Origin of the sequence: Streptomyces sp. NPDC050161 (assembly GCF_044460025.1) — a bacterium.
Lineage (GTDB): Bacteria > Actinomycetota > Actinomycetes > Streptomycetales > Streptomycetaceae > Streptomyces.
Genome location: NZ_JBITJM010000010.1, coordinates 1 through 18,865 on the forward strand (window position 1 = coordinate 1; position 18,865 = coordinate 18,865).

At 69.0% G+C, this 18,865-nt stretch carries 15 protein-coding genes, 1 tRNA gene and 1 pseudogene; 10 read left to right on the forward strand and 7 right to left on the reverse strand.

Annotation, left to right across the window (positions count from 1 at the left end; all coding sequences use genetic code 11):
* From ACIBK8_RS18110 to ACIBK8_RS18120, 3 genes are all read right to left on the reverse strand, one after another.
* Window positions 1–249: transposase (locus ACIBK8_RS18110; RefSeq protein ID WP_399042843.1), on the reverse strand; the 249-nt coding region annotated here is incomplete at its 3' end.
* Between the two features lie 55 nt (window positions 250–304).
* Window positions 305–1,120, reverse strand: a complete 816-nt coding sequence (locus ACIBK8_RS18115) for an SAM-dependent methyltransferase (protein ID WP_399042844.1) — start codon at window positions 1,118–1,120, stop codon at window positions 305–307.
* A 265-nt stretch (window positions 1,121–1,385) separates the two neighbouring features.
* Window positions 1,386–1,847 carry an SCP2 sterol-binding domain-containing protein gene (locus ACIBK8_RS18120; RefSeq protein ID WP_399042845.1) on the reverse strand — a complete coding sequence of 154 codons (462 nt, stop codon included), beginning with the start codon at window positions 1,845–1,847 and terminating at the stop codon, window positions 1,386–1,388.
* Between the two features lie 248 nt (window positions 1,848–2,095).
* Here ACIBK8_RS18120 and ACIBK8_RS18125 point away from each other — a divergent pair, with 248 nt between their 5' ends.
* Window positions 2,096–2,965, forward strand: a complete 870-nt coding sequence (locus tag ACIBK8_RS18125) for a class I SAM-dependent methyltransferase (RefSeq protein ID WP_399042846.1) — start codon at window positions 2,096–2,098, stop codon at window positions 2,963–2,965.
* A 47-nt stretch (window positions 2,966–3,012) separates the two neighbouring features.
* Here the strand turns inward: ACIBK8_RS18125 and ACIBK8_RS18130 are convergent, their stop codons facing one another.
* Window positions 3,013–3,474, reverse strand: coding sequence for a DUF6314 family protein (locus ACIBK8_RS18130; RefSeq protein WP_399042847.1), 462 nt, complete (start codon window positions 3,472–3,474; stop codon window positions 3,013–3,015).
* A 222-nt stretch (window positions 3,475–3,696) separates the two neighbouring features.
* Between ACIBK8_RS18130 and ACIBK8_RS18135 the strand changes: the two genes are divergently transcribed.
* The gene (locus tag ACIBK8_RS18135; RefSeq protein WP_393681813.1) at window positions 3,697–5,166 is read left to right on the forward strand and encodes an aldehyde dehydrogenase family protein; all 1,470 of its coding nucleotides are present in this window, start codon (window positions 3,697–3,699) and stop codon (window positions 5,164–5,166) included.
* Window positions 5,163–6,713 carry an APC family permease gene (locus tag ACIBK8_RS18140; RefSeq protein ID WP_399042848.1) on the forward strand — a complete coding sequence of 517 codons (1,551 nt, stop codon included), beginning with the start codon at window positions 5,163–5,165 and terminating at the stop codon, window positions 6,711–6,713. Before ACIBK8_RS18135 ends, ACIBK8_RS18140 begins: the two co-directional genes overlap by 4 nt.
* A 230-nt stretch (window positions 6,714–6,943) precedes the next feature.
* Here ACIBK8_RS18140 and ACIBK8_RS18145 read toward each other — a convergent pair.
* Window positions 6,944–7,153 (reverse strand): annotated as a pseudogene (locus ACIBK8_RS18145) (hypothetical protein); the annotation flags it as partial.
* Window positions 7,154–7,224: 71 nt separating this feature from the next.
* A complete protein-coding gene (locus ACIBK8_RS18150) occupies window positions 7,225–8,709 on the reverse strand; it encodes an HNH endonuclease (RefSeq protein WP_399042849.1) in 1,485 nt (494 codons plus the stop codon).
* A 451-nt stretch (window positions 8,710–9,160) separates the two neighbouring features.
* On the opposite strand from ACIBK8_RS18150, the gene ACIBK8_RS18155 reads away from it, so the two are divergent.
* Complete coding sequence (locus ACIBK8_RS18155) at window positions 9,161–9,313, forward strand: hypothetical protein (protein WP_399042850.1); 153 nt, start codon at window positions 9,161–9,163, stop codon at window positions 9,311–9,313.
* Window positions 9,314–9,692: 379 nt separating this feature from the next.
* The gene (locus ACIBK8_RS18160; protein ID WP_399042851.1) at window positions 9,693–10,217 is read left to right on the forward strand and encodes a hypothetical protein; all 525 of its coding nucleotides are present in this window, start codon (window positions 9,693–9,695) and stop codon (window positions 10,215–10,217) included.
* Window positions 10,218–10,302: 85 nt separating this feature from the next.
* On the opposite strand, the gene ACIBK8_RS18165 is transcribed toward ACIBK8_RS18160, so the two are convergent.
* Window positions 10,303–10,390, reverse strand: a tRNA-Leu gene (locus ACIBK8_RS18165).
* Window positions 10,391–10,494: 104 nt separating this feature from the next.
* On the opposite strand from ACIBK8_RS18165, the gene ACIBK8_RS18170 reads away from it, so the two are divergent.
* From ACIBK8_RS18170 to ACIBK8_RS18190, 5 genes are all read left to right on the forward strand, one after another.
* A complete protein-coding gene (locus ACIBK8_RS18170) occupies window positions 10,495–11,823 on the forward strand; it encodes a DUF2254 domain-containing protein (protein ID WP_399042852.1) in 1,329 nt (442 codons plus the stop codon).
* Between the two features lie 465 nt (window positions 11,824–12,288).
* Window positions 12,289–13,971: a thiamine pyrophosphate-binding protein gene (locus ACIBK8_RS18175; RefSeq protein ID WP_399042853.1), complete on the forward strand. Its 1,683-nt coding sequence runs from the start codon at window positions 12,289–12,291 to the stop codon at window positions 13,969–13,971.
* A 17-nt stretch (window positions 13,972–13,988) separates the two neighbouring features.
* A complete protein-coding gene (frc, locus tag ACIBK8_RS18180; RefSeq protein ID WP_393681819.1) occupies window positions 13,989–15,236 on the forward strand; it encodes a formyl-CoA transferase in 1,248 nt (415 codons plus the stop codon).
* Complete coding sequence (locus tag ACIBK8_RS18185) at window positions 15,236–17,368, forward strand: acetate--CoA ligase family protein (RefSeq protein ID WP_399042854.1); 2,133 nt, start codon at window positions 15,236–15,238, stop codon at window positions 17,366–17,368. Before frc ends, ACIBK8_RS18185 begins: the two co-directional genes overlap by 1 nt.
* 75 nt (window positions 17,369–17,443) lie before the next feature.
* A complete protein-coding gene (locus ACIBK8_RS18190) occupies window positions 17,444–18,841 on the forward strand; it encodes an OFA family MFS transporter (RefSeq protein ID WP_399042856.1) in 1,398 nt (465 codons plus the stop codon).
* Window positions 18,842–18,865: the final 24 nt, after the last annotated feature.

Consider the following 18,865-nt stretch of genomic DNA (forward strand, 5'->3'; position numbering starts at 1 on the left):
TGCCTGGACGCGAGACAGCAGCATCTTCCACGTCCCATCCGCTGACCAGCGACGATGCCGCTTATAGACCGTCTCCCACGGCCCGAACCGCTCCGGCAGATCCCGCCACTGCACCCCCGTCCGGACGCGGTACAGCACCCCGTTGATCACCCGTCGGTGATCACTCCACCGGCCCCCACGCGCACCACCACGAGGCAAGAACGACTCCAGCCGATCCCACTCCGCATTCGTCAAATCCCCACGGCCCATACAGCCAGCCTGACCCCAACACCCCGCCCACGCCAGGAGATCCGAGAAACAGTGCCTAGTTGATGCGGACCACGCCGCCGTACTCGATCCACTCCATGGTGGCCTGCTTGGGGCCGATGTTCCCGTCCGGCTTCCAGGTGGAGACCTCGACGAGACCCGGCTCCAATATCTCGAATCCGTCGAGGTACGCGGCGAGTTCGTGCTCCCTGCGCACCCGGCCCCACTGGTCCTGCGTGCTGACCCGCATGAACTCGGTGACGAAGTCGCGGGTCGCCTTGTCCTCACTGACCAGCTGGCACACCACCAGGAAACTGCCGGACGGCAGCTTGTCGGCGACCCGGCGCAGCAGGGCACCGGGGTCGTCCTCGTCGGTGATGCAGTGCAGCACGGAGACGAACAGCGCGGCGACGGGCTGCTCCCGGTCGATGAGCCCGACGACCTCGGGGCTGGAGAAGATGCCGTCGGTGTCGCGCATGTCCGCCTGGATGACGGCGGTGTTCTCGTTCTCCTCCAGCAGCGCACGGCCGTGCGCCAGGACGATCGGGTCGTTGTCGACGTAGACGACGCGGGAATCCGGGTTCACGGCCTGGGCGACCTGGTGGACGTTGTCCTGGGTGGGCAGACCTGAGCCGTGGTCGATGAACTGCCGGACGCCGTGTTCCTGGGCGAGCCAGCGCACCGCACGCTGGAGGAAGCGGCGGTTGTTGATGGCGAGCACCTGGGTGCTGGGGACGACCTTGTCCAGTTCCCCGCACGCCTCGCGGTCGACCGCGTAGTTGTCCTTGCCGCCGAGGTAGTAGTCGTACATCCGCGCCACGCTCGGAATGCTGACATCGACGACGCCGGACAGCGGCTGTGATTCTTGGCTCATTGCATACGTTCCCGTCGCTTCGGCATCACCGGCACGGGCCTGCGGCCACAGCGGTGCGCCACCCGAGGCCGAGCCGGGCTCTGCCTCCCAACATACCTACGAAAAGGCGGTCGTTGCAGGTCGGCGGCGGAGTCAATTGTGCGGCACACCGCGGTACCGCACGGGTGAAGGACCGTCATGTCGCAATCGTCCCGACCCCGGGCGGCGCGCCCGCCGCGTGGCCGCATCCGTACGGAGAACCGGGCCGGCCACCCGGCGCCCGCCGTCAGACCTTGGGGATGTCGAAGTAGCGGTTCAGGCCGGAGGCGAGGCCGAGGTCGCCGGTCGCCCTGACCTTGCGGGTGAGGAACATCGTCACCGGATTGCCGTTGCCGGAGACCAGCTTGAGGAACGCGGCGTCGCCCATCGCCAGCGTCAGCCGCGGCCGGTCCGCCGACCTGCCTTCCCGCACCGTGCAGCCGCCGTCGGCGATGATCGTCTCGTAGACCGCTTCGGACTCGCCGGTGATCTCCCAGCGGATCAGCGCGCTGAGCGAGCCGGCGGCCTCCGGCCGGAACTGCCGGCCCATCCTCCCGAAGATCTCGCCGAGCACCCTGGCCCGCAGGTCGCCGGTGGCGATCTCGGTGATCTGCCGGGCGCTCAACCCCTTGACGATCCGGGCGAACTCGTCGGGAGTGACGCCGGCGAAGTCCAGTGCGGCCAGCCGGGCACGGACGTCATCGGTCACGAAAATCACCTTACTTTTCGGTAAAATTACTAATGAGTCAGATTATGCCCGCCGTGACGGCCCGGCAAGGAAGAGCGGCCCGGCACACGGAGCGGCGCGTCCCCCTGGCACGTCCCGCGGCACCGGCCGCCGACCGCCCGCCCGCAGTCACCGCCCCCGCCCGCACAGCTGGCCGGAACCGGCCACTCCGTTCCCTCCGCTGCCCCGGAACCCTGGTGGGGTCCGCGTCCGACCGGTAGAAGGGACGGATGACCACAGAGATGAGTGAGCCGGCCGCCGGGGGCATACCGACCGTCGAGGAGATGGTGCGCGCCAATCAGGCCAACTGGGACGCGCGCACCCCCGTCCATGTGGCCAGCGCGTTCTACGGACTGGACGGAACCAGGACCGCGGATGACTGGTTCGCGCCCTTCGAATGGGACGACCTCGGCAGCCTCGAAGGCCGGGACGTCCTGCACCTCCAGTGCCACCTGGGCACCGAGACGGCGGCGTTCGCCGACCGCGGCGCCGCGCACACGGTGGGGCTCGACATCTCCGCAGCCGCGGTCGCCGAGGCCCGGCGACTGGCCCGCGAGGGCGGCCGGGACATGGAGTTCGTCCACTCCGACGTGCACCGGGCCGTGGAGGCGCTCGGCGACCGGCGGTTCGACGTGGTCTACACCGGCAAGGGCGCGCTCTGCTACCTCCCCGACCTCACCGCGTGGGCCTCGGTCGTCAGCGCGCTGCTGCGCCCCGGCGGCACGTTCTACCTCGTGGAATTCCACCCGCTGCTCGACTCCTTCGGCCCGGCGCCCGACCCCGACCGGCAGCAACTCCTGCTGCACCACGACTACTTGGCGGGCCGCGGGCCGATCAGGAGCGATACACCCGCCACGTACACCGACGGGCCGCCGGTCGAGGGGGCGACGGTCAGCTACGAGTGGCGGCACGGCATCGGCGAGGTGGTGTCGGCGGTGGTCGCGGCGGGCCTTTCGGTCGAGGTGCTGCGCGAGACCGAGCTGCTGCCCTGGAAGCGCTTCGACACGATGGTGCCGTCCGACAACGGCTGGTGGCGCCTGCCGCCGTCGCAGCCGATCGTCCCGATGCTGTACGCGCTGCGCGCGGTGAAGAAGAGCTGAGCGCGGACAGGCCCGCCATGCGCCCGCCGCGCACCGCTCCCCCGGTCTCACAGCCGCCGGTACACCGACCGCAGCAGCTGCTCCTTGGCCGGGCCGCCGACCCGCCACTCCAGGTGCCATTCGTCCGGCCCGGCAACGGTGAAGGTGCCGTCGTAGCGGTCCGCCGCGCAGGGGTGGACGGTGTGCCACCGGCCGCGGCGCAGATCCAGGTCGTGGAAGGGCCGGCCGTCGGCGAAGGACACCTCGGCACCGCCGTCGGGACGCGGTCGCAGCCGCAGCGTGCGCGACGCGGGGTGCGCCGTCCCCGCCCAGGTCAGCTCGCCCTCCTCGACGTGCAGCAGCACCTCACCCGCGGCGTCGGGCCGGAAATCCGCCGTGCCGCGGAAGCTGCCGGCGGCGCCGGACCGCACGTCGCGGACGGTGCGCTCGATGCTCCAGCGGCCGGTGAGATAGGCCGCGGCGTCGGGCACGGGGTGGCGGACGGGCGGGTGGCCTGGCTCGGGGGACATGGCCCCGATTCTCCCCCGGCGTCCGCCGCGCGGGTACCGGGGCCCGTCCGGCGGCGGCGCGGGCCCCGGCGGCACGTGCCGTGCGGACTCGCACCGCCGCACCTACGCTCGGTACCGAGAGCGTCACCGGGGTGCGCTCCCCCGCCGCAGGCCGCGGTCGCGCCCCGCCCCGCCGGCAGCGCCGCGGGCACCGCGTACGAGACCGAGACCGGAGGCACTCCCATGCCGGACCTGTTCATCGACGGTCGCTGGACCGCAGCGGCAGCCGGGCAGGTGCGCGAGATCCGCTGCCCGGCGGACGGCACCTTGGTCGCGACCGTCGACGAAGGCGGGCCGAAGGACGCGGCGGCGGCGGTCGCCGCGGCGCGGGTCGCCTTCGACGACGGGCCCTGGCCCTGGACGCCGGCGGCCGAGCGCGGGCGGCTGCTGCTGCGGGTCGCCGATCTGCTGGAGCGCGACAAGGACGCGCTGGCCCGCGCCGAGTCGCTGGACACCGGCAAGCGGCTGGTCGAGAGCGGCTACGACATGGACGACATCGCCAACTGCTTCCGCTACTTCGGCAATCTCGGGGCGGCCGGCGGCACCGACCGCGTGGTGGACACCGGCGCCGCCGAGACCGACAGCACGGTGCGGCACGAGCCGGTCGGCGTCTGCTCGCTGATCACGCCGTGGAACTACCCGCTGCTCCAGACCGCCTGGAAGGTGGCGCCCGCCCTCGCGGCAGGCAACACCTTCGTGCTGAAGCCCAGCGAGCTGACCCCGCACACCGCGATCCACCTGATGCGGCTGCTGGCCGAGGCGGGGCTGCCGGACGGCGCCGCCAACCTGGTGCTCGGCACCGGCCCGTTGGTGGGCGCGCCGCTCACCGAGGACCCGCGGGTGGACATGGTGTCGTTCACCGGTGGGCTGCTCACCGGGCGGCGCATCATGGCCGCCGCCGCGCCCACCGTGAAGAAGATCGCCCTCGAACTGGGCGGCAAGAACCCCAACGTCGTCTTCGCGGACGCCGAGTTCGACACCGCGGTGGACTACGCGCTGATGGCGATCTTCCTGCACTCCGGACAGGTCTGCTCGGCCGGTGCCAGGCTGCTCGTCCAGGACGAACTGCACGACGCGTTCGTCGACGAGCTGGTGACCCGCGCCCGGCGCATCCGGCTCGGCGGCCCCTTCGACGACAACGCCCGCACCGGCCCGCTGATCTCCGCCGCGCACCGCGCCAAGGTCGAGGCGTATGTGGCGGCCGGCCTGGCCGAGGGCGCGGTACTCCTGTGCGGCGGGGCGGCGCCCGACGACCCGGCGCTGCGGGACGGCTTCTACTACCTGCCGACGGTGCTGGACGAGTGCACCCCTGACATGTCCGTGATCCGTGACGAGTCGTTCGGTCCTGTGCTGACCGTCGAGCGGTTCCGCGACGAGAACGAGGCGGTCCGGCTCGCCAACGACACGGTGTACGGCCTGACCGCTGCGGTGTGGACGCAGGACAGCGGGCGCGCCCACCGGGTCGCGGCCCGGATCCGCGCCGGAACGGTCTGGATCAACGACTTCCACCCGTACGTGCCGCAGGCCGAGTGGGGCGGCATGAAGCAGTCGGGTGTGGGACGCGAGCTGGGGCCCGCGGGGCTCGCCGAATACCAGGAGGCCAAGCACGTGTGGCGCAATACCGCGCCCCGGCCACAGAGGTGGTTCGAGTGAGCGAGGAGGGCCAGGCCCGCCCCGGCACCCGTGCGGACGGCAGTCACGACGACGATTCGCTCACCGAGTTCGGCTACAAGCCCGAACTCAAGCGCACCCTGGGCAACTTCCACACCTTCGCCGCCGGCATCAGCTACATCTCGATCCTCACCGGCACCTTCCAGCTGTTCTACTTCGGCGTGAGCCACGGCGGTCCCGCGTACTGGTGGTCCTGGCCGATGGTCTTCCTGGGCCAGCTGACGGTGGCGCTGTGCTTCTGCGAGCTGGCCGCCCGCTATCCGGTGGCCGGATCGATCTACAACTGGGCCAAGCGGCTCGGCGGTCCGCACGTCGGCTGGCTCGGCGGCTGGATGATGCTCACCGCCACCATGGTCTCGCTGTCCGCCGTGGCCCTCGCCTACCAGGTGACGCTGCCGCAGATCTCGTCGTGGTTCCAGTTCATCGGCGACGGCAGCGGCAGGACGGACACGGCGGCCAACGCCGTCCTGCTGGGCACCGTCCTCATCACCTTCACCACACTGATCAACGCCTTCGGCGTGAAGCTGATGGCGCGGATCAACTCCGCCGGTGTGGCCATCGAACTCATCGCGGCCATCCTGCTGATCATCCTCCTCGCGGCACACATCACCCGCAGCCCCGCGGCGCTCACCGAGACCTTCGGCCTGGGCAGCGGCCAGAACTTCGGCTACTTCAGCGCGTTCCTGACCGCGTCCCTGGCCTCCGCCTACGTCATGTACGGCTTCGACACCGCGTCCTCGCTCGGTGAGGAGTGCAAGGACCCGGGCCGCAACGCGCCCCGGGCGATCCTGCGCGCGCTGATCGCGTCGTTCCTCATCGGCGGCCTGATCCTGCTGTTCGCGCTGCTGGCCGTGCCGGACCTGCACTCCAAGCAACTGTCCGTGGACGGCCTGCAGTTCGTGGTGCTCTCGGCGCTGGGCTCGACGGTGGGACAGATCGTGCTGTGGTGCGTGGTCATCGCGATCACCGTCTGCGAACTGGCCGTGCACACCGCCGGCATCCGCCTCGCGTTCGCCATGGCTCGGGACAACAACCTGCCCGCCGCCTCCCTGCTCGCCAAGGTCAGCCCGCGCTTCCAGACCCCGGTACTGCCCGCCGTGGTGATCGGTCTGGTGGCGGTCTGCATCCTGCTGATCAACGTCAACCAGCCGCAGATCTTCTCGGTGATCACCAGCATCGCGATCATCATGATCTACCTGGCGTACCTGATGGTGACGGTACCGATGCTGGTCAAACGCCTGCGCGGCCGGTGGACACCGGCCGAGGGAAAATTCTCCCTCGGCAGATTCGGCCTCCCGGTCAACATCCTCGCCGTCCTGTGGGGCGCCGCGATGTCCCTCAACCTCGCCTGGCCCCGCGCCGCCGTCTACAACGCGACCGGCCCCCAGCACTGGTACCTGCGCTGGGGCGCCTTCCTCTTCATCGGCGTCGTGGCACTCGGCGGCTTCGCCTACTACTGGTTCGTCCAACGCAAACGCACCGGCGTCCTGGCGGGGCACGCGGCGGTGCCTACGTCGCCGGGGTCGTGAAACGAAAAATCCCCACGATCTTCTGGAGATCGTGGGGATTGCTCTGTGTCCGAGGGGGCTTAACTCTCCCTTCGGGAACCGGCCCATAAGTGGCTTGACCTGGGTAAACACCCGTCGATCGGTGGCATTTCGGCGGGTGTACCTCCATCTCTTTCCCGATGTTTCCTGCGGGTTGGGGGCGCCGTTGGTCATGCGTGGGCCACGTAACCATCCTGTCCCGCCCCGCATGATCAGGCTTTCTCGACGGCCTCGAAAATGTCGACGTCTGTCTCCTGTTGCCAGCTCAGGAAGCCGGGCCAGTCGGCGGCATATCCCGGCTTCGTTCGGGGCCTCGCAGTGCTTGAGCATCTGCGCAGTCCAGCACGTCGCCACGGACCGGCTCCACTGTTCCCGGGATGCCTTGACGGGTGATCGTCGCTGATCTCGACGAACTGGCGCACGCAGGAAGAGAAGGGCCTCCCAACAATTCCGACGACACACTGCCGCGGCCCTGCCGTCATCTGCGGACAGCTCACCGATGCGTCTTCGGCGGACTCGCCTTCCACGCTCGGTCGAGGGAGTCGTCCCAAGTGCCGTCCCGGTCGAAACTGGCGGCCCGGCAGCCACGGGACATGGGCGCCGCAGCGATATGGCGCCAGGGAGCGGCCCCGATCCGGGCTATAGCGTGACCGCAGTAACGACAGACTGTGTGCCCCATCAACTCATCAGCCAACCGCTCGAATTGCGCGGTGCGGTCCGCCACCTCCTCTTTGATGCCCCGCAGCACCTCCTCGGCGCTGGAAACCCCTGCCGAACCGGTGATGTCGCGCACGAGTGCCGCCGCCTCGATCGCGATGTCGGCCCGCCTTGCGGCCTCGACCAGGCTCCGCGCGCCACCGTTGTCAGGCGACTTGCGCACCGTCCGTTCCGCCAACTCAACCGACGGACGGCTCGACACCGCTGGCCGGTCATCACCGGCCTCGGGCTCCGCAGTACCGTCTCTCAGGCGTCTGCGAGCCACTTCGAAGGCCCATGCCTCGGTGGATGCCTTCTTGGCGACGTTGAAGTGAGTGCTGGTCGCCGCGTCCATCACCGTGTGGAACTCTTCCATCAGCGCTCCCCAGTGGTAGCCGCCGGCAAAGTCCTCCGGGCACCAGCCGTAGTGACGCACGAGTTCGTCACGGACTCGGTCGAAATGACGCAGGCTCTTCCGCACCGGTCCGGACGTCTCGATGTGGAGGCCGACGCATTCCGCCTTCGCCAGCATCTCCGGCTGCACACCCTCCCACTTCATATGGCCGTCGCGTTCACAGACGTAGTCGACCCAGGACCAGAACGCCTCGGCGTCCGCAACATCAGGCGCCTCACGGTGGTGGCGCGGGCAGAGGAGAGCGAAGTTGCGCACATCGTTGGAACCGCCGAGCGACTCCGGGACTACATGGGCTCTCTCCACCGGCGCCTGCCAGCAGATCAGGCAGATCGGCTCATCGAGACCGAGGTAGTCGGCGATGGCCCGGACCGGGGGTCTGGACCGGCGCCGGTCGGGGTGGCTGTCCCGATTGCGTACGCGCAGCTCACGGTGGTCGTAGGCGTGTTCACGGTCGGGGTCTCGTATGTTCAGGGCGTCAGGGATGTCCTCACGTTGCGGCTCGGGGTTCCTCGCCTGGTAGAGCGGTGTGCTGATCTCTGTGAGATACGGGCTGAGGACTCCCAGCAGGAAGTCGCGGATGATCTCCAAGGCATCGGCGTCGTAGCCGTCGGCGGCGTTGCGGTGCCCCTGGATGTCGAGGTAGAGGTAGCGCGGGGCGCCGGGGCTCGTTGCCGCGGCTTTCTTGAGGATCGCGAAGAGTCGGGTGGCGCACTTGGTGAAGTCCTCTTCAACCCGCATGTCGTGATACAGCGCGATGCCCTTCGGCTTCGCATCGGCTCCCGGCCCCTCAGGAGAGGCTGCGTTCTGCGTGGCCTCGGGGTGGGCTGAGCACTGAGCCGTAATCGGCTTCTGTGGGTTGTCGTTCATGGACGCACAGTAGGTGCCGCACCTGACAACGGGCGTCTGCGGCGTCTGATCCCGGCGGAGCGGCGTACATTACGGCCGAGCCCCGGAGGCGAGCGAGAGGGATGAGGTAGGGCCGCTGGCCAACAGGCGGTCGAGAGCTTCCGGCGTGAGATGGCCAGCCTCCCCAAGGGGGCGTCGAACAAGTGCGATAGCCGTAACGACTGGGACAGAACGAGGGGCAACTAGCCGGGTGGCAAAGCGCGGCAACGGGCTCGGCGGGACTCCGGTGGAGATCTCGCGCACGGGCCGACCGAACACCTGGGGCGTTCGTACGCCCCTGCACTTCAACCCGGCAACGGCAAGAAGGAGCACTACTGGAGCGAGCACGGACACAAGAACAAGCCGAGGCGGAACGGGTGTTGCGCAAGTGGCACATCGACCACGAGACAGGCACCTCACACCCCGCTCCGACATGACCATGGCGCAGTTCGTGGACGGGTGGCTTGCCAAACATCGGGGCGAGGGCACCACGAAGGAGGTGTACGAGTCCAAGATCCGGCTGCGCATCAAGCCGCGTATCGGCAGGGAGAAGGTAGTGGAAGTGACTGACGAACGGTTTGGATGAGCTGTATCAGCTCTTGGGAAGCACGCCGATCGAGGCGAACGGCAACAAGCCTCTCGGCCTCAAGAGCGTCCGCCGAATCCACAACAATTTGTCGGCCGCGCTCGACTCGGTGACGGGACCGAGGAAACTCCTCGCGGTCACCCCGGCCCCACACGGCGAACCCACCCACGGAACGGCAGATCAAAGGCAGCACAGCCGGACTTCCCGCCCCTCAACGAACACCAGACGGCGCATCCTCCGAGAGATACGGAAGCCGTGCGGCAACCGAGTGTGCGACGACGGACTGACCCAGCACTGTCTTCGGGACGCCCCGCTGTGAACCGCCTATGCGGCCACCTCATACCGCCGTAGCGAAGCGCTGGGATGGAAGTGGTCACTCGTGCACTGGGATGAGTGCGCCATCGGACTGGCCCGGGTCGTGGCCGAGGAAGGCAACACCTACCGGCTGCGGAAGCTGACCAGGGACGGGGACGACAACGCGATCATCTACGTAGACCAAGCCCTGATAAACGTCCTCACACGGCAGGAGGAACGCCAAGACGCGGAGTGGGAGCGGCTCGGCGATCTCTGGGTGGACCATGAGCTCGTGTTCGCTCGCGCCGGCTTCAAGCTCTACCGAGGCGAGGCAGGCGGACCACAGGCCCCCGAGAAGGTGTCGGCCCGTCGGCGGACGGCACGAAATCGTCTACACCTGCCGGAGATCTTCCGGCCGCACGACTGGCGGAAGTCGAAGATCACGAACGATCTGGACGCCCACGAGAACCCGCTAGGGGGCTCGGCCAACACCCGGCACCACTCGGCGGGCTACACCACGACGCAGTACGGCAAGCATCGCGCTGAGAGGGCGAAGAAGTCGACTGCTTCGAGCGCCAGCCGGATCGCCCTGTCATCCGTGGCTGACTAGGGGATTCGGCTCGACTGTTGGCCACGTGGTTGGTCACACCTCAGCCCGAGAAACAGAAAAACCCCAGATGAACTGGGGTCTTCGCTGGTGTCCGAGGGGGGACTTGAACCCCCACGCCCGATAAAGGGCACTAGCACCTCAAGCTAGCGCGTCTGCCATTCCGCCACCCGGACCGGGTGTGTCTTCGCGGGGTGTTCCCCGCGGCGACATGGACAACAATACCAAGGTTTCGGAGTGCCTTTCACCTGCGTATCCGTCCGGCGCATAGCCTCACGATATGGGTGATGAGGGATATATCCATCCAGGGTCGACGTCGCCGCGCAGGCCGCGGGCGCTGTCGCCGTTGCGGGAGCATCTGCGGGACACCTTCTGGTTCGCGCCCACGGCGGGGCTGGTGTGTGCGGTGCTGTTGTGGTGGGGGGCGTCGGCGCTCGATGCCGAGATCATTTCGGTGTTGCAGCGGGAGCGGGAGTACGGCACGGTCCGGGATCTGGTCGCGTTCGCGGATGACGCCAGGACGATCGTGACGACGGTCAGCTCGGCGATGATGACCTTCATCGGTGTGGTCTTCAGCATCTCGCTGGTCGCGGTGCAGATGGCGAGCGGGCAGCTCACGCCGCGGGTGGTGCGGATCTTCGTCAGGAGCCGGATCAGCAAGCTGACGCTCACCGTGTTCCTGGCGACGTTCCTGTTCTCGCTGCTGGTGCTGACCTCGTACGAGGGGGAGGCGAACGCACGGCAGGTCACCACGGTGCCGCTGGTGCAGAGCGTGCTGACCATGGCGATGGTCGGTCTGAGCCTGCTGCTGTTCATCGCGTATGTGTCGTCGACGCTGCGGCTGATGCAGGTCGGCCCTGTCGTGGAACGGATCACGGAGGAGACGTTGCGGATGCTGGCGCGGCAGCCGGCGGGAGGCGGGGACGAGGGGCCGCCGGTCGCCGAGTCTGCGCGGGTCGCGCACCAGGGGCCGGCGGGGGTGCTGCTCGATGTGAACGTCGCGCGGCTGGTGCGGGCCGCGCGGCGGCAGGGGGTGGTGTTGCGGCTGATTCCCCGGGTCGGGGATTTCGTGATGCCGGGGACGCCGGTGCTGGCGGTGCACGGCGGGACGATGCCGCCGCGGCGGGCGCTGGGGTACACGGTGTCCGTCGGCGTGGAGCGCACCTTCCATCAGGATCTGGGTCTTGGGCTGCGGCAGTTGTCGGACATCGCGCTGCGGGCCCTGTCGCCTGCGGTGAACGATCCGACGACCGCCGTGCAGTGCCTGGACCGGATCGTGCAGATCCTGGCGGCGCTGGCGCACCGGCCGCTCGGGCAGGTGCGGCACCGGGACCGGAAGGGCGCGGTGCGGCTGGTGCAGAACGTTCCGGGCTGGACGGATCTGGTGGATCTGGGGCTCACCGAGATCCGGGCGTGCTCGGCGCACTCGCCGCAGGTCACCCGGCGGTTGCTGGCGGGGATCGACGACCTGTTGCTGCTCGCGCCCGACGACCGCCGGGAGCCGCTGCGGCGGCAGCGTGCCCTCGTGGTCCAGGCGGTGGAGCGGACGGCGCCGACGGCGGCCGAGCGGCGGTTCGCGGAGCTTCCCGATCGTCAGGGCATCGGCTGACCCGGCGCCTGGAGGGGACGGCCGCCCCGGATGAGGAGGAGCGGGAAAAGGTTCCCGGCGGCTGCCTCTCGGTTGGGCGGGGGCGGGCCGTCCGACGACTTTCGGCCGGGTCTCGGCCGCTTTTCGCTGTCCGTTCCGCCCTCGGCCGGGCCGATGGCGAGGTATCTGCCCCGGGCTCGCGGCGGCCCCACCGGGCGCCGGGCCGCGCCGTGACGGCGGCCGGTCCGACGGGCCGGTGACGAGGCGGGCGCACTCCGACACCGAGGTCAACAGGCCCTGGAAGCGGCCGGGTTCCCGCGCCTGACACCCCGTCGGCTTTCACAGATTTCTTGGCTCGATCGCTTCCCACGGCCCTGGACATCGGGATGGGGATACGGGATAACGGGATCCATACAGTATTCGTCGACTGTATGCAATCTGCTCGGGACCGCCCGGCCGGTCCCCCATGAAGGGAAGCGATGCCCCATGCCCGAGGACGCCCAGGACCTCATCTCCGGCGGGCACTTGGTCGCCAAAGCGCTCAAAGCCGAAGGTGTGGACGTCATCTACACCCTCTGCGGCGGCCACATCATCGACATCTACGACGGCTGCGTCGACGAGGGCATCGAGGTGGTGGACGTACGCCATGAACAGGTCGCCGCCCATGCCGCCGACGGCTACGCCCGGATCACCGGCAAGCCCGGCTGCGCGGTGGTCACCGCGGGCCCCGGCACCACCGACGCGGTCACCGGCGTCGCCAACGCCTTCCGCGCCGAGTCCCCCATGCTGCTGATCGGCGGTCAGGGAGCGCACTCCCAGCACAAGATGGGCTCGCTCCAGGACCTGCCGCACGTCGACATGATGGCGCCGATCACCAAGTTCTCCGCCACCGTGCCCGACACCGCCCGCGCGGCCGACATGGTCTCGATGGCCTTCCGCGAGTGCTACCACGGTGCGCCGGGGCCCTCGTTCCTGGAGATCCCCCGGGACGTGCTGGACGCGAAGGTGCCGCGGGAGGACGCCCGGATACCGCAGGCCGGACGCTACCGCGCCTCGACCCGCTCGGCAGGTGACCCGGAAGCCGTCCAGCAGCTCGCCGACCTGCTGGTGCGCGCGGAGCGGCCGGCGATCCTGCTGGGCAGCCAGGTGTGGACGACCCGGGCGACGGACGCGGCCACGGAACTCGTACGGACGCTGAACGTCCCCGCGTACATGAACGGCGCAGGACGTGGCACGCTGCCGCCCGGCGACCCGCACCACTTCCAGCTCTCCCGCCGGTACGCCTTCTCGAACGCCGACCTCATCGTGATCGTCGGCACGCCCTTCGACTTCCGGATGGGGTACGGCAAGCGGCTGTCCCCCTCGGCCACCGTCGTCCAGATCGATCTGGACTACCGCACGGTCGGCAAGAACCGCGACGTCGACCTGGGGATCGTGGGCGACGCGAGCCTGGTGCTCACCGCGGTGACGCAGGCCGCTTCCGGGCAGCTGCCCGGCGTTTCCACCCCGCGCAAGGAGTGGATCGAGGAACTGCGGGCCGCCGAGCAGATGGCGATCGAGAAGCGGCTGCCGCAGCTGCGCTCGGACGCCGACCCGATCCACCCCTACCGCCTGGTCAGCGAGATCAACGACTTCCTGACCGAGGACTCGATCTACATCGGTGACGGCGGCGACATCGTCACCTTCTCCGGGCAGGTCGTGCAGCCCAAGTCGCCGGGACACTGGATGGACCCGGGGCCGCTCGGCACCCTCGGCGTCGGCGTGCCGTTCGTCATGGCAGCCAAGCAGGCCAGGCCCGACAAGGAGGTCGTGGCGCTCTTCGGGGACGGCGCGTTCTCGCTCACCGGCTGGGACTTCGAGACGCTGGTCCGCTTCGACCTGCCGTTCGTCGGGATCGTCGGCAACAACTCCTCGATGAACCAGATCCGTTACGGCCAGAAGGCCAAGTACGGCGACGCGCGGGAGCGGATCGGCAACACCCTCGGGGACGTCCCCTACGACCAGTTCGCGCGGATGCTCGGCGGGTACGGCGAGGAGGTCCGTGACCCCGCGCAGATCCGTCCGGCGCTGGAGCGGGCCCGGCAGTCCGGCAAGCCCTCTCTGATCAACGTCTGGGTGGATCCGGATGCGTACGCCCCCGGAACCATGAACCAGACCATGTACAAGTGACCCGGAAGGAGCGGGAGATGAGCAAGGCCCCGGAGGGGGACAAGGCCCTGAGCGGGGTCCGTGTCCTCGACATGACGCACGTGCAGTCAGGACCGTCGGCCACCCAGCTGCTGGCCTGGCTCGGTGCGGACGTCATCAAGCTGGAGGCGACCACCGGTGACATCACGCGCAAGCAACTGCGCGACATCCCGGACGTCGACTCCCTCTACTTCACGATGCTCAACTGCAACAAGCGCAGCATCACCCTCAACACCAAGAGCGAGCGCGGCAAGGAGATCCTCACCGAGCTGATCCGGCGCAGCGACGTCCTGGTGGAGAACTTCGGCCCCGGTGCGGTGGACCGGATGGGGTTCTCCTGGGAGCGCATCCAGGAGATCAACCCGCGGATCGTCTACGCCTCCATCAAGGGCTTCGGCGAAGGCCCGTACACCAAGTTCAAGGCGTACGAGGTGGTGGCCCAGGCGATGGGCGGGTCGATGGCGACGACCGGCTTCGAGGAGGGGCCGCCGCTGGCCACCGGCGCGCAGATCGGCGACTCGGGGACCGGTGTGCACTGCGTGGCCGGCATCCTCGCGGCGCTCTACCAGCGGGAGCACACCGGGCGCGGCCAGCGGGTGAACGTCGCGATGCAGCACGCCGTGCTGAACCTGTGCCGGGTCAAGCTGCGCGACCAACAGAGGCTCGCGCACGGCCCGTTGGCGGAGTACCCGAACGACGACTTCGGGGACGAGGTGCCGCGCAGTGGCAACGCGAGCGGCGGCGGGCAGCCCGGCTGGGCGGTCCGCTGCGCACCGGGCGGCCCCAACGACTACGTCTATGTGATCGTGCAGCCGGTGGGCTGGCAGCCGCTGACCGCGCTGATCGGGCGTCCCGAGCTGGCCGCCGACCCGGAGTGGGCGACGCCCGAGGCCCGGCTGCCCAAGCTCTCCAAGATGTTCCAGCTGATCGAGGAGTGGAGCAGCACACTGCCCAAGTGGGAGGTGCTGGAGCAGCTGAACGCGCACAACATACCGTGCGGCCCGATCCTCTCGACGAAGGAGATCGTCGAGGACGCCTCGCTGGCCGCCAACGAGATGGTGGTGCAGGTCGAGCATCCCGAGCGCGGCAGATTCACCACCGTCGGCTCGCCGCTGAAGCTGTCCGACTCGCCCGTCGACGTCGACCGTTCTCCGCTGCTCGGTGAGCACAACGAAGAGGTGTACGCCGGTGAGCTGGGGCTCGACGGCGAGGAACTGCGGCTGCTCAAGGCGAACGGAGTGATCTGATGGCTGATCGGAAAGAGGCCGTGCAGGCGGTGCTGGAAGCCGCGCGGGCCGAGGGCCGGGCGGCGCTGACCGCACCGGAGGGCAAGCTGGTCGCGGACGCGTACGGCATCCCGACGCCGGCGGAGGGCCTGGCGGAGACCGCGGACGAGGCGGTGGCGCTGGCCGACCGGATCGGCTTCCCGGTGGCGCTGAAGATCGTGTCGCCGGACATCCTGCACAAGACGGACGCGGGCGGGGTGCGCGTCGCGCTGGCCTCGGCCGCGGAGGTCCGGGGCGCGTTCTGCGCCATCGTGCAGAACGCCAAGGTGTACGACCCGCAGGCGCGGATCAGCGGGGTGCAGGTGCAGCAGATGGTGCCCGAGGGGCAGGAGGTGATCGTCGGGGCGGTGACCGACCCGACGTTCGGCAAGATCGTGGCCTTCGGTCTCGGCGGGGTGCTGGTGGAGGTGCTCAAGGACGTCACCTTCCGGCTGGCGCCCGCGTCGGCGGACGACGCCGCGTCGATGCTGGACGGCATCCGGGCGGCCGAGGTGCTGCGCGGGGTACGGGGCGCACCTCCGGTGGACCGTGCGGCGCTGACCGACCTCATCGTGCGCACCTCCCAACTGGCCGCGGACTTCCCGGAGATCGCGGAGGTCGACCTCAATCCGGTGTTCGCCGCCGACGACGGCGCGATGGCGGCCGACGTACGGATCCTGCTGGCGCAGGAGGCACCGGTGGCGCGACGGCGCTACGGGAAGGAGGAGATCCTCACCGCGATGCGGCGGCTGATGCGTCCGCGGTCGGTGGCGGTCATCGGCGCGTCCAACGAGCCGGGGAAGATCGGCAATTCGGTGATGCGCAATCTCATCGACGGCGGGTTCGGCGGAGAGATCCATCCGGTGAACCCCAAGGCCGACGACATCCTCGGCCGCAAGGCGTACAAGTCGGTGGCGGATGTGCCGGGCGAGGTCGATGTGGCGGTGTTCGCGATTCCCGCGGCGTTCGTCCCCGCAGCCCTGGAGGAGGCCGGCCGCAAGGGCGTCCCGAACGCGGTGCTGATCCCGTCCGGCTTCGCCGAGACCGGCGAACACGCGCTCCAGGAACGGATCGTGGCGGTCGGCGAGGAGTACGGCATACGCCTGCTGGGGCCGAACATCTACGGCTACTACTCGACCTGGCACGACCTGTGCGCGACGTTCTGCACGCCGTACGACGTCAAGGGTGGGGTGGCGCTGACCTCGCAGTCCGGCGGGATCGGGATGGCCATCCTGGGCTTCGCCAGGACCACCAGGACCGGCGTATCGGCGATCGTGGGGCTCGGCAACAAGTCCGACGTGGACGAGGACGACCTCCTCACCTACTTCGGCGAGGACGACCACACCACGTGCATCGCCATGCACCTGGAAGACCTCAAGGACGGCCGGGCGTTCGTCGAGGCGGCCCGCGAGACGGTGCGCAAGAAGCCGGTGGTGGTGCTGAAGGCGGGGCGCACGAGCGCGGGCGCGAAGGCGGCGGGCTCGCACACCGGCGCGCTGGCCGGGGACGACGCGGTGTACGACGACGTCCTGCGGCAGGCGGGTGTCATCCGGGCACCGGGGCTGAACGACATGCTGGAGTACGCGCGGGCGCTGCCGGTGCTGCCCACGCCGCAGGGCGACAACGTCGTGGTGATCACCGGCGCCGGGGGCTCCGGCGTGCTGCTGTCGGACGCGATCGTCGACAACGGTCTGCGGCTGATGGAGATACCCGACGATCTGGACGCCGCGTTCCGGCAGTTCATCCCGCCGTTCGGCGCGGCGGGCAACCCGGTGGACATCACCGGCGGCGAGCCGCCCTCGACGTACGAGGCGACGATCCGGCTGGGCATGGAGGATCCGCGGATCCATGCGCTGGTGCTCGGCTACTGGCACACCATCGTCACGCCGCCGATGGCCTTCGCGAAGCTGACGGCGCGGGTGGTCGAGGAGTTCCGGGCGCGCGGCATCGAGAAGCCGGTGGTGGCGTCGCTGGCCGGCGACACCGAGGTGGAGGAGGCCGCCGCGTATCTCTTCGAACGCGGAGTGGTCGCGTATCCGTACACGACCGAAAAGCCGGTGGCGGCGCTCGGGGCGAAGTACCGCTGGGCACGGGCTGCGGGGCTGCTGACCTGACCCCGCTCTCCTGGAGCGCGAAAAAGGTTCGGACAGGGGGCGCTGACCGAGTTCTTTCGATTCCAAGGGGACCACATGAGCACAACGAACGACCGGAATGCGGCCGGCGGTGCCGCATTCCGGGAAGTCACGGACAGCAAAGGGCGCGTCTACCGGATCGGGGAAACCGACCGGGATCTGCTCGGGCATTCCCGAAAAATCATGGTGTACCTGCCGTGGATCGCGATGATCGCGATCAGCGTCTTCGAGTACGCGTACGGCTCAGCCGAGGACACCCTGTCGCACGCGCACGGCTGGTCGCAGAGCAACACCTTCTGGATCCTGAGCGTCTGGATCTTCTTCCAGGCGGGCATCGCCTTCCCGGCCGGCTGGCTGCGTGAGCGGGGCCTGCTCACCGCCCGCCGGGCCACCTACCTCGGGGCGGCGCTCTGCCTCATCGGCTTCGTCGCCCTCGCACACCTGGACAACGTCTTCCTGGCGATCTGCGGGTTCGGTGTGGTCGGCGGTCTGGGTTCCGGTCTGGTCTACGCCACCTGCATCAACATGGTCGGCAAATGGTTCCCGGAACGGCGGGGCGCGAAGACCGGATTCGTCAACGGTGGATTCGCCTACGGCGCGCTGCCGTTCATCTTCATCTTCAACTACGCGTTCGACACCAGCAATTTCACCGAAGTGCTGGATCTGATCGGCGTATACGTACTGATCGTCGTGTCGATCTGCGCCTGGTTCTTCAAGGACCCGCCGAAGAACTGGTGGCCGGCCGACATCGACCCGCTGAATTTCGCCGGAAACAAGAAGAGCGCGGCGAGCCTGGCGAAGAATCCTCCCGCGGCGAAGCAGTACACGCCCAAGGAAGCCTTCCGCAGCGGCATGCTTCCGCTGATGTGGGTCACGGTCGTGATGACCGCGGGTGTCTCGATATTCGGGATCTCCTACCAGGTGGACTTCGCGAAGGAGGTCGGCTTCGGCCCGCTGGTCGCCGCCTCGTCGATGGGTGTGATGTCCGTCGTCAACGGCGTCGGACGCGGGGTGGTCGGCTGGCTCTCCGACCTGTGGGGCCGCAAGGCGACGCTGGTGTTCGTCATCGTCGTGCTGGGCCTCGCGCAGTTCGGCGTGATCTGGGCCGGCACCCTCCACAGCCAGTGGCTGTTCCTGGTCTTCGCCTTCCTCTCGGGGTTCGGCGGCGGCGCGTTCTACCCGCTGTTCGCGGCGCTGACCCCCGACTACTTCGGCGAGAACTACAACGCCAGCAACTACGGCCTGGTCTACAGCGGCAAGCTGATCAGCGGGCTGTTCGGCGGCGGCCTGGGGTCGATGGTGGTGCACGCCTGGGGCTACGACGGCGCCTACGCGCTGGCCGGCGGTATCTCCATGCTGGCGGCCGGCTGCGCGCTGCTGCTGCGGCAGCCGGGCAAGCCGCGGGTGCGCAAGGTGCTTCCCAATCCGCGGCCGATCAGCCGTGAGCTGATCTGAGCCGGCCGGGCCGCGGCGGGCAGC